Here is a 9,975-nt window from a genome sequence, read left to right as displayed (position 1 = left end):
CCGCCGCGGCGCTGCCGCCCCCGCCCGGCCGGGCGGGGGATGGGCTTCGCCATGACCTGGTGGGCGTTCACGTTCCCCGTCGGCACGTGCGTCACCGGCGCGGAGGCACTGGCCCGGCGCACCGGGCTCGCCGTCCTGGACGGGCTCGCGGTCGGCCCGTACGCGCTGCTCGTCACCGCCCGGGCCGTCACCGCCGTCGGCACGGGCCGCGGCGTCGTCAGCGGAGAGCTGCTCGCAGCGCCTCGCCGATGACGCGCGGCGCCTCGGTCAGCGAAGGCCCGTACCAGGTGAGATGGCGCCCGCTGACCAGCGCGCAGGGCGTCTTCGGGAAGGACTCCGGGCCGTCGTCGGCGGTGAAGCGGTACGGCTCGTCGGGCAGCACCACGAGGTCCGGCGCCGCGTCGCGCAGCTCGGGCAGCGGAATCCTCGGATAGCGCTCCGCATGGGCCGCGTACACGTTGTCGACGCCGAGCCGGGCCAGCACGTCCCCGGCGAAGGTGTCACGGCCCAGCACCATCCAGGGCCGTCGCCAGACGGGCACCACGGCGGTCGTGCGGCGCCGCGGCACGGGCAGACCCGACCAGACGGAGCGGGCCTCGTCCAGCCAGCGCGGCCGGGCGGACACCCCGCACGCGGCCACCACCCGCTCCAGCTCCCGGAACGCCTGCGGCACGTCCCGCACCTCGGTGACCAGTACCTCCAGGCCCGCCGCGCGCAGGGCGGCGAGGTCCGGTTCGCGGTTCTCCTCCTCGTTGGCGAGCACCAGGTCGGGGGCGAGCCGGACGATCCGCTCGACCGCGGGGTTCTTGGTCCCGCCGATCCTGACGACGTCGAGGCCCGGCGGACGGCTGCACCAGTCGGTCGCACCGGCCAGGACGCCCGGCGCGGAGGCGGCCACCGCCTCCGTGAGCGACGGCACCAGCGAGACGACGCGCATCACGGCCGCCGCCCGCGGCAGCATCCCGGGGCGCGTTCCCAGGCGCCGTCGACGGCAGGTCCAGAGGTGTCGGCCATGCCGGCGAGTATCCCAGGACGGCACCTGGACGGGTGTCCCCCGCGAGGGTCGCTGCATCAGCGCCGGCGTGAGGGGTCCTCCAACGCCTCGATGTGGTCCGCGACCGCGACCACGATCACGCGGGTGTCCGGCTCTGCGGCCCGCCAGCGGTGGCGCACTCCCCCGCTCAGGTACAGGGTGTCACCGCGCCCGAGCCGGTGCGCCCGCCCCTCCGCCTCGACCTCGACGGCGCCGTCGACGACGTACATCAGCTCATCGTTGCGGTGCTGGAACTCCCGGCCGTCGTCGTACTCCCCGATGAACTCCATCGCGTGCATCTGGTGGTGTCCCCGCACCAGGGTGCGCACCCGCGCCCGCCCCGGGGTGACGCCTTCGTCATCGGCGCGCAGGACGTCCACGCTGCACGCAGGGTCGGCCGCCGCGAGCAGGTCGACGGCGGTGGTGCCCAGGGCGTCGGCGATCCGCTCCAGGGAGGGCCTGCTGGGGCGTGCCCGCTCGTTCTCGACCTGGCTCAGGAAGGGAACCGACAGGCCGCTGCGCTCGGCCACGACGGCGAGGGTGAGCTCCAGCGCCCGGCGTCGCCGCCGGACGGCCGCGCCCACCCGAAGGGGCCGCTCTTTGTGGTCACCCATCGCTCCGGCTCCCTCCCTCCTCGTCGGTGCGCCGGTCATCGGTCACTGCTTCTGTTGAGTTGTCTGCACCCTACGCATGTTCGGCAAACCGTTTCATCCGCCCGTCACATCGTTGTCATATACAAGGGTGACAGGCGTCACGGTTTGCGCCAGGGAGTGAGCCGTCACGCCTCCCTGCGCGCACCGCACTCGACAGGACAAAGTCGCTGTTCAAGGGCTTGGGACGGGCGCCGGACCGGGCCGCGGCCGCATCGGCGGGTGACGCGGCGCGGCCGGAGGCGCACGCTGCGTGTCGGCGGCGGGCGGGGGGACGTGGTTGCGCGGCGGCCTGGAACAGCGCGACGGGGCGTGCGGCCGCCGCGGCGGCCTCCGGCACCGCCGGCCGGCAGGACGTGCGGACCGGCGCAAGGGCGGGCCTCGACGGTGTTGTCCGGATCCTTCCGGTACGCCGGTGCCCGGCCGGACGCCCTGCTCCTGTCGGTGCCGTACGGCATGATGCGAAAGGTGACCCGACGCCTGATGCTCCTCGACACCGCCTCGCTCTACTTCCGCGCCTTCTTCGGCGTCCCGGAATCCGTCAAGGCCCCCGACGGGACGCCCGTGAACGCCGTACGCGGGCTGCTCGACTTCGTCGACCGTCTGGTCCGGGACCACCACCCCGACGACCTGATCGCCTGCATGGACGCGGACTGGCGCCCGCACTGGCGGGTCGCCCTGATCCCCTCCTACAAGGCGCACCGCGTGGCCGAGGAGCACGAGGCGGGTCCGGACGAGGAGCAGGTGCCGGACACGCTCTCCCCCCAGGTACCGGTCATCGAGGCCGTCCTGGACGCGCTGGGCATCGCGCGGGTCGGGGTCGAGGGGTACGAGGCGGACGACGTGATCGGCACGTTCACGGCGCGGGCGAAGGGCCCGGTCGACATCGTCACCGGCGACCGCGACCTGTACCAGCTGGTCGACGACGCGCGCGAGGTGCGCGTGCTGTACCCGCTGAAGGGTGTCGGCACGCTCCAGCTCACCGACGAGGCGGTGCTGCGCGGCAAGTACGGCGTCGGCGGCAGGGGGTACGCGGATCTGGCACTGCTGCGCGGCGACCCGAGCGACGGGCTGCCGGGGGTGCCGGGGATCGGTGAGAAGACGGCCGCCAAGCTGCTCGCCGAGTTCGGGGACCTGGCCGGGATCATGGCCGCGGTCGACGACCCCGGGACCAGGCTCACGCCGGCGCAGCGCAAGCGGCTCGACGCGGCGCGGGCCTATGTGGCGGTGGCTCCCCGGGTCGTGCGGGTCGCCGCCGACGTGCCGCTGCCGGAGGTGGCCACGGCGCTGCCGAGCACGCCGCGCGACCCCGCGGGCCTGGAGGAGCTGGCGGCCCGCTGGGGCCTGGGCGGTTCGCTGCGGCGGCTTCTCGTCACGCTCGGGACGTGACGGCTGCGGCACCGGGGTGTCGTCGGCCCTTCGGGGGACAGGTGTATCAAGGAGAAGGAGATGCTAACTTAGGCAAACCTAAGCATGGCAACTGGGAGGCCGTGATGGCAGAGCGCCCGGCAGGCAGGATCCGAAGGGTCCACTCCGCGCAGGTGGTCCGCACCGAGCGGCTGACCCCCCACGTGCAGCGTGTGGTGCTCGGCGGCGACGGCCTGGCCGGCTTCGCGGCGGACACATGCACCGACCACTATGTGAAGCTGCTGTTCCCCGCCGAGGGCGTCGCCTATCCCGAGCCCTTCGACCTGCAGCGCATCCGCGAGGAGTTCCCGCGCCGGGCATGGCCGGTGACGCGGACGTACACCGTGCGCGCCTGGGATCCCGTACACCGGGAGCTGACGCTGGACTTCGTGATCCACGGCGACGAGGGCCTCGCCGGACCGTGGGCCCTGCGCGCGCGGCCGGGCGAGACCGTGCGGTTCATGGGCCCCGGTGGCGCCTACGCCCCGGACGCGGGCGCCGACTGGCATCTGCTCGCCGGGGACGAGAGCGCCCTGCCCGCGATCGCGGTGGCCCTGGAGGCGATGCCCGGCGATGTCGAGGCCCGTGCGTTCGTGGAGGTCTCGGGCCCGGAGGAGGAGCAGAAGATCGACTCCGGTGTGGAGGTGGTCTGGCTGCACCGCGGGGACCGGCCGGTCGGTGAGGCCCTCGTGGAGGCCGTGCGGGCGCTGGAGTTCCCGGAGGGACGGGTGCACGCGTTCGTGCACGGCGAGGCCGGCTTCGTGAAGGAGTTGCGCCGGCTGCTGCGCGTCGAGCATCGCATCCCGCGCGACGACCTCTCGATCTCGGGATACTGGCGCCTCGGACATGACGAGGACGGCTGGCAGGCGTCGAAGCGGGAGTGGAAAGCCCGCGTCGAGGCGGAGCAGGAAGGCGGCGCGTCCGCGGCGTAGGACGCGGAACGCGGCGGCACCACCGAGGTGGTGCCGCCGCCGTGTCGTGCGGGCTCGCCCTGTCCGCCGACCCCGCCAGCTCACCGGACCGGTGGGCTCACACCGACCGCTGGTACGAGCGGAATGTGCGGATCGACAGCCACACCGCGGCGATCGCCAGTCCCAGCAGCACCCCTCCCCTGCCCAGCACGCCGCCCCAGTCCGGGTGCGCGGACAACGCGGAGCGGCCCGCCGCCATCGCCCAGTCGAGAGGGTTGAGGTCGGCGATGTGCCGCATCCAGGAGGGCATCTGGGACGGTGCCATGAAGGCGGTGGACAGGAAGGTCAGCGGCAGCAGCAGGAACGTGTTGATGCCGATGATCGACTCCCGCTCCTGGACCAGCATGCCCAGCGCGTTGGACAGTGCCCCGAAGACCGTGCCGAGCAGCACGGCGGCGAGGACCAGGATCGCGATGCCGCCGATGCCGCCCGGGTAGTCCGCGCCGCCGAGCAGCCCCAGCAGCACGATGACGACCGACTGCAGGGCGGTGACCAGGCCGTTGTGGACCACGTTGCCGTTCATCAGCGCGGCCCGGCTGACCGGTGTGGTCAGAAAGCGGTTGAGCGTGCCCCGCTGGATCTCCTCCAACGTGCCCATGCCGGCCCACATGTTGGAGCTGAGCGCGCTCATCACGACGACGCCGGGCACCAGGTAGTCGAGGTACGAGGTGGTGCCGAAGCCGCCGAGTCCGACGACCTTCCTGAAGAGGTTGCCGAACAGGAACAGCCAGATCACGGGCTGGATCAGGGTGATGACGGCGTAGGCGGGCTGCCGGGCGAACACCATGAGCTGACGCCGCGTCATGTACCAGGTCTGGGAGACGGCGGTGCTCATCGCGCACCCCCGGCGAGGACGAGACCGGCGCCGGTGTCCGCATCCGCCTCGGAGTAACGGCGGCCCGCGTGGCGGAGGTACACGTCGTCGAGGGAGGGGCGCGCGACCGTCGCCGCGGCGACGGTGACCCCGGCGCGTTCGAGCGCGCCGATCAGCGCGGGCATCGCGGCGGCCCCGTTGTCGGCGCGGGCGCTGATCCGGCGCCCGTCGATGAGCACCTCGCGCACGCCCCGCAGCTCGCGAAGGGCGCCCCCCAGCAGCGCACGGCCCGCCTCGCCGACCGTCTCGCGCAGTTCCATGTGGACCGCGTCACCGCGGAGTTCGCCCTTGAGGGCGTCCGGGGTGCCCTCCACGACGACCCGGCCGCGGTCGACGATCGCGATGCGCTCGGCGAGCCGGTCGGCCTCCTCCAGATAGTGCGTGGTCAGCAGGATGGTCAGGCCGTCCTCTCCGGCCAGGCGGCCGATCTCCTCCCACATGGCGGTGCGGGCCCGAGGGTCCAGGCCGGTGGTGGGCTCGTCCAGGAACAGCACCTCGGGCCGGTGCACCAGGCCCAGTGCCACGTCCAGGCGACGCCGCATTCCGCCGGAGTAGCCCTTGACCTGGCGCTTCGCCGCATCGGCCAGCGCGAAGCGCTCCAGCAGTCCGTCCACGCGGCGGTCGAGCGCGGCGCCCTTGAGGCCATGGAGCCTGCCCTGGAGCCGGAGGTTCTCGCGGCCCGTGGCCACGGGGTCGGCGCCCGAGCTCTGGGCGACCACGCCGATCGCGCGGCGCACCCGGTCGGGGTGGCGCAGCACGTCATGGCCCGCGACGGTGGCCGTGCCCGAGTCGGGACGGGCCAGGGTGGTGAGGATCTTGACGGTGGTGGACTTCCCGGCGCCGTTCGGGCCGAGGAGCCCGAAGACGGTGCCCGGCCGGACCGTGATGTCCATGCCGTTGAGGGCGGTGACAGCACCGGGATAGGTCTTGATCAGCTGGCGCGCCTCCACTGCGGGCGCACGGGTGTTCATGACGACTGCTCTCTCCATCCGTGAGCGGATGACAGCTGATCCGTGTGAGGGGGGCCGGGCCTATCCTGGGTGTGCCGCACCTCGATCGCCCGGATGTGCCTCACGGCGGATTCAGCTCGGGGTTGCCGACCCCGGCGGGACTGCTGCAACAGGCCCGCCGGGGTCCGTTCTTCTTCGGCGGTCACGGCCCGTCGGCCAGGCCGCCTTCCAGCTTCCGCAGTTCTTCGGGGACCTCCCCCGTCTCGTTGAAGAGCCGCCACTCCTTGAGGCCCGGGAACGTCCCCTCCGTGAGCTCGTCGAGGAAGCCGCGGACCCAAGCGGCCTGCGCGTCGATCATGTGGAGCTGGTACTCGCTCTCGATCAGCACGAGCCGGGGAAGCGTCTCGTAGAGCTTCTCCAGTCCGCCGCGCAGGCCGGCCGCCCCCACTTCCAGTCCGGCGAGCCGCTCCCTCAGCAGGCGGGCGACCTCGTCGGGGTGGAGCACGGCGATCAGGGAGAGTGCCGCCTCGAAGACGGGGAACTCCCGCGCCGGGACGGCGAGCAGGTCCGACAGCCACTCGACGGCCTCTTCGCGTCCGGCGTCCGTGATGCCGTAGAGCGTGCGCTCGGGCCGGTTGCCCTGGCGCTGCACCTCGGCCACCTCGACGAAGCCGTGCTTCTCCAGGTTCTGGACGACGGTGTAGAGCGAGCCGTAGTTGATCTTCAGGCTGGTGTCCTTGCCGCGTCGGCGCAGGGTCTGGGCGATCTCGTACGGATGCATCGGCTTCTCGGTGAGCAGCACCATGACCGCGAGCGCCAGCGGGTTGCCGAGTTTCCGGCGCTTCACCGCCACGGCCCTCACCTCAGATCGTTTAACTCGTTGACGAATATCCGTGACCGAACATATCGCGTCCATACGAGCAGGGTCAACGCACACGATGTATCGCGTTCGCTCGGCACCGGCAAGGGGGTGAGGAGTTGGGTCCGTTCCCGACACGGCCGCGTGACGCCGGTGAAACAGCCCCTCCTTACGTTCTGTCGCCCGACAGGAATTTCTGTCGCTCGACAGGAACTCTTCCGCCGCAGCACGAAAGCAGGTTGCCGCCATGACGAGCACCGCCCCCGCCGACGTCCGCCCCGACCCGCCGCGCCCGGAGGGGGCCGCCGACCTCGCACGGTTCGGCTACCGTCAGGAGCTGCACCGCAGCCTCGGCCGGTACGCGTCCTTCGCCGCCGGGTTCTCCTTCATCTCCGTACTGACGACCGTCTTCCAGTTCTTCGCGTTCGGGTACGCCTTCGGGGGTACCGTCTTCTTCTGGACCTGGCCCGCGGTGCTGGTGGGCCAGCTTCTGGTGGCCGCCTGCTTCGCCGAACTCGCCGCGCGCTATCCCATCTCGGGCGCCATCTACCAGTGGTCGTCGCGGCTGTCCACCGCCGCCTTCGGATGGTTCGCCGGCTGGATCATGGTCATCGGGCAGATCGTGGTGGTCGCGGCCGCCGCCCTCGCTCTGCAGATGGTGCTGCCGCCGCTGTGGTCCGGCTTCCAGCTGGTGGGCGGCGACCCGGCGCCCACCTCGTCGACGGGTGCGGCGAACGCGGCGGTCCTCGGCGTCGTCCTGCTGGTGCTCACCACGCTCGTGAACATCGTCGACAACCGCGTGATGTCAGCCGTCAACCGGATCGGGGTGACCGCCGAGATCATCGGCGCCTGCCTGATCGTCGTGCTGCTGCTCACCCACTCCGAGCGCTCCCCCGGCATCACCTTCCACACCGCCCCCGGCACGGGCGGTCTGTTCGGCGCGCTGCTCGTGGGCTCCTTCGCAGCGGCGTACGTGATGATCGGCTTCGACAGCGCAGGCGAGATGAGCGAGGAGACCCACAACCCGCGCCGCACCGCGCCCCGCACGATCCTCACCGCGCTCGGCGCGGCCGGCCTGCTCGGCGGCCTGATCGTCCTCGGCGGCATCCTCGCCGCACCCAGCCTGACCGACGGACGCCTCGGCACGGACGGTCTGAGCTACGTCCTGACCAGCAGCCTCGGCGACGGCGTCGGCCGGGTGCTGCTCGCCGACGTGGTGGTGGCCGTCACGGTGGCGACCCTGGCGATCCAGACGGCGGCCTGCCGGATGATCTTCTCCATGGCCCGCGACGGGCGGCTGCCCTTCGCCGCGCCGCTCGCCCGGGTCAACCCGCGCACCGGCATGCCGACCGCCCCGGCCCTGGTGGTGGGCGTCCTCGCGGCCGCCCTGCTCCTGCTGAACTTCGCCTCCCCGGACGCCTTCCTCGCCATCGGCACCACGTGCATTGTGATGTTGTACCTGGCGTACGCGATGGTGACGGGCCCGTTGCTGGTGCGGCGGCTGCGCGGCGAGTTCCCGGCCGGCGGGACGGACGAGACGGGTGCCCCGCTGTTCTCGCTCGGCCGCTGGGGCGTCCCCGTGAACGCGCTCGCCCTGCTCTACGGCCTGCTCATGACCGTCAACCTGGCCTGGCCGCGCGCGGCCGTGTACGACCCGGCCGGCGGGCACTGGTACTTCCAGTGGTTCACGGTGCTGTTCCTTGCGGCGACCCTGGCCGCCGGCGCGGCCCACCGCCTGTGGAGCCGGCTCTCGGCGGACCCCACCGCTCCCGTGCAGGAGACGGCCGTCCAGGAGGTGACCGCCGCCTAGCGGGTGTTTCGAAAGTCCTGTGCGGTGCCCGCGGTGTCCGGTGCGTGCTCTCGGCGTGCCGGACGAAAGCCCTCGTACTGGACGTACTCGGGGTTTCGGCCGGTGCGGCGAGTGCGGGTGCCCCCTGCTCGAAGAGCCTGGGGGAGCGTCCCGGGCGCCGTGGGTGCTGTGCGGGACTTTCGAAACACCCCCTAGTGGCCCGACAGGCGACGTTCGCCCCGTTGTGACGCCCGGCACGCTCCCCCAGGCTCTTCGAGCGTTCCGGCGGGCGGGACGTGACGCGTGGGACAGGCATCGTGGCATCCTCGCAACGCGCGGCGGGGCGTGCCCAGCGGTTTTCACCACCCCCCGCCCGCCTCGTACGCTGCTCGTGATGAGACGCAGACCCAGGACCCCGCCCTCCCCGCTGCCGCAGCGCGACGGCGTCGACCCGGTGCGGGTGAGGCTGCCGCCCGGCGAGGGGTGGGCGACCGTCCGCGACCATCTCGTGGCGCGGCTCGCGGCCGGGGACGGGGTGGTCGACGGCATGTTCGACGCGGGGCTGGTCGTCGGGGCGGACGGGCGGCCCGTCGCGCCCGACGCCGCCTACGCGCCCGGCGCGTACGTGTGGTTCCACCGCCCGCTGCCCGACGAGGAGCGCGTTCCGTACCCGGTCGAGGTGGTCCACTGCGACGAGCACATCGTCGTCGCCGACAAGCCGCACTTCCTCGCCACCACCCCGCGCGGCAGCCATGTCGCCGAGACGGCCCTCGCCCGGCTGCGGCGCGATCTGGGGATACCGACGCTGACCGCGGCGCACCGGCTGGACCGGATGACCGCCGGGCTGGTGCTGTTCACCGTGCGGCCCGAGGAGCGCGGCAGGTACCAGTGCCTGTTCCGCGACCGGCGCGTCGCCAAGGAGTACGAGGCCGTCGCCCCGTACGACCCGGGGCTGCCGCTGCCGCGCACCGTGCGCAGCCGGATCGTGAAGGAGCGCGGGGTCATGGCGGCCCGGGAGGTGGCGGGCGAGCCCAATGCGGTGAGCCGGGTCGAGCTGCTGGAGCACCGGGACGGGCGCGGGCTCTACCGGCTGCTCCCGCGCACCGGGCAGACCCACCAGCTGCGCGTGCACATGAACGCGCTGGGCCTGCCGGTCCTCGGCGATCCGCTCTACCCGGTGGTGACCGCCCCCGGACCGGCCGGAGACTTCCGGCGCCCGCTCCAACTGCTCGCGCGGGCACTGGAGTTCACCGATCCGGTCACGGGGCGCGCACACCGCTTCGTCAGCGGGCGGGAGCTGCGGGCGTGGTCGTCGTACGACGCGTGGGCCGCCCGGTAGGGGCTCACTCGCCCCGCCACCACCGCAGCACCCGTCGCCACGCACCGGGCCGCCCCTGCGCGTCGGCGGCCGGCTCGGGCGGCAGAGGCAGGGCGGGGGGCGG

The 9,975-nt window shown here is 72.8% G+C and carries 10 protein-coding genes; 5 read left to right on the top strand and 5 right to left on the bottom strand.

Translation table 11 applies throughout. The features are described from left to right. Nucleotides 1-252 (top strand): SLAC1 family transporter (locus tag ACFSL4_RS07330; RefSeq protein WP_465269751.1); only part of this gene is annotated, 252 nt, incomplete at its 5' end. Here the strand turns inward: ACFSL4_RS07330 and ACFSL4_RS07325 are convergent. Then, on the bottom strand, nucleotides 218-937 hold the full coding sequence (locus ACFSL4_RS07325; protein WP_381079782.1) for a helical backbone metal receptor: 720 nt from the start codon (nucleotides 935-937) through the stop codon (nucleotides 218-220). The two genes, ACFSL4_RS07330 and ACFSL4_RS07325, sit on opposite strands and share 35 nt — an antisense overlap. 134 nt (nucleotides 938-1,071) lie before the next feature. Further along, entirely contained in the window at nucleotides 1,072-1,647 is a 576-nt protein-coding gene (locus tag ACFSL4_RS07320; protein WP_381079772.1) for a helix-turn-helix domain-containing protein, read from the bottom strand. Nucleotides 1,648-2,142: 495 nt separating this feature from the next. Here ACFSL4_RS07320 and ACFSL4_RS07315 point away from each other — a divergent pair, with 495 nt between their 5' ends. Beyond that, nucleotides 2,143-3,072, top strand: coding sequence for a 5'-3' exonuclease (locus ACFSL4_RS07315; protein WP_381079780.1), 930 nt, complete (start codon nucleotides 2,143-2,145; stop codon nucleotides 3,070-3,072). 104 nt (nucleotides 3,073-3,176) lie between these two features. Beyond that, nucleotides 3,177-4,022, top strand: a complete 846-nt coding sequence (locus ACFSL4_RS07310) for a siderophore-interacting protein (protein WP_381079770.1) — start codon at nucleotides 3,177-3,179, stop codon at nucleotides 4,020-4,022. A gap of 97 nt (nucleotides 4,023-4,119) precedes the next feature. Here ACFSL4_RS07310 and ACFSL4_RS07305 read toward each other — a convergent pair whose 3' ends face one another. The 3 genes from ACFSL4_RS07305 to ACFSL4_RS07295 form a co-directional block, all read right to left on the bottom strand. Next, entirely contained in the window at nucleotides 4,120-4,896 is a 777-nt protein-coding gene (locus ACFSL4_RS07305; protein WP_381079768.1) for an ABC transporter permease, read from the bottom strand. Then, the gene (locus ACFSL4_RS07300) at nucleotides 4,893-5,906 is read right to left on the bottom strand and encodes an ATP-binding cassette domain-containing protein (protein ID WP_381079766.1); all 1,014 of its coding nucleotides are present in this window, start codon (nucleotides 5,904-5,906) and stop codon (nucleotides 4,893-4,895) included. The genes ACFSL4_RS07305 and ACFSL4_RS07300 overlap by 4 nt, the downstream gene beginning before the upstream one ends. Before the next feature lie 181 nt (nucleotides 5,907-6,087). Beyond that, nucleotides 6,088-6,738, bottom strand: coding sequence for a PadR family transcriptional regulator (locus ACFSL4_RS07295; protein WP_381079764.1), 651 nt, complete (start codon nucleotides 6,736-6,738; stop codon nucleotides 6,088-6,090). Nucleotides 6,739-6,991: 253 nt separating this feature from the next. Here ACFSL4_RS07295 and ACFSL4_RS07290 point away from each other — a divergent pair, with 253 nt between their 5' ends. Further along, entirely contained in the window at nucleotides 6,992-8,554 is a 1,563-nt protein-coding gene (locus tag ACFSL4_RS07290; protein WP_381079762.1) for an amino acid permease, read from the top strand. 373 nt (nucleotides 8,555-8,927) lie between these two features. Next, complete coding sequence (locus ACFSL4_RS07285) at nucleotides 8,928-9,872, top strand: RluA family pseudouridine synthase (protein ID WP_381079760.1); 945 nt, start codon at nucleotides 8,928-8,930, stop codon at nucleotides 9,870-9,872. Nucleotides 9,873-9,975 lie beyond the last annotated feature (103 nt).

It is taken from the genome of Streptomyces caeni (assembly GCF_042678285.1).
GTDB lineage: Bacteria > Actinomycetota > Actinomycetes > Streptomycetales > Streptomycetaceae > Streptomyces > Streptomyces caeni.
This window is presented reverse-complemented; position numbering and strand designations above follow the sequence as displayed.

Coding starts and splice junctions, on each gene's coding strand:
- ACFSL4_RS07325 (WP_381079782.1), bottom strand. CDS start 937: ATGCGCGTCGTCTCGCTGGTGCCGTCGCTCACGGAGGCGGTGGCCGCC.
- ACFSL4_RS07320 (WP_381079772.1), bottom strand. CDS start 1,647: ATGGGTGACCACAAAGAGCGGCCCCTTCGGGTGGGCGCGGCCGTCCGG.
- ACFSL4_RS07315 (WP_381079780.1), top strand. CDS start 2,143: ATGCGAAAGGTGACCCGACGCCTGATGCTCCTCGACACCGCCTCGCTC.
- ACFSL4_RS07310 (WP_381079770.1), top strand. CDS start 3,177: ATGGCAGAGCGCCCGGCAGGCAGGATCCGAAGGGTCCACTCCGCGCAG.
- ACFSL4_RS07305 (WP_381079768.1), bottom strand. CDS start 4,896: ATGAGCACCGCCGTCTCCCAGACCTGGTACATGACGCGGCGTCAGCTC.
- ACFSL4_RS07300 (WP_381079766.1), bottom strand. CDS start 5,906: ATGAACACCCGTGCGCCCGCAGTGGAGGCGCGCCAGCTGATCAAGACC.
- ACFSL4_RS07290 (WP_381079762.1), top strand. CDS start 6,992: ATGACGAGCACCGCCCCCGCCGACGTCCGCCCCGACCCGCCGCGCCCG.
- ACFSL4_RS07285 (WP_381079760.1), top strand. CDS start 8,928: ATGAGACGCAGACCCAGGACCCCGCCCTCCCCGCTGCCGCAGCGCGAC.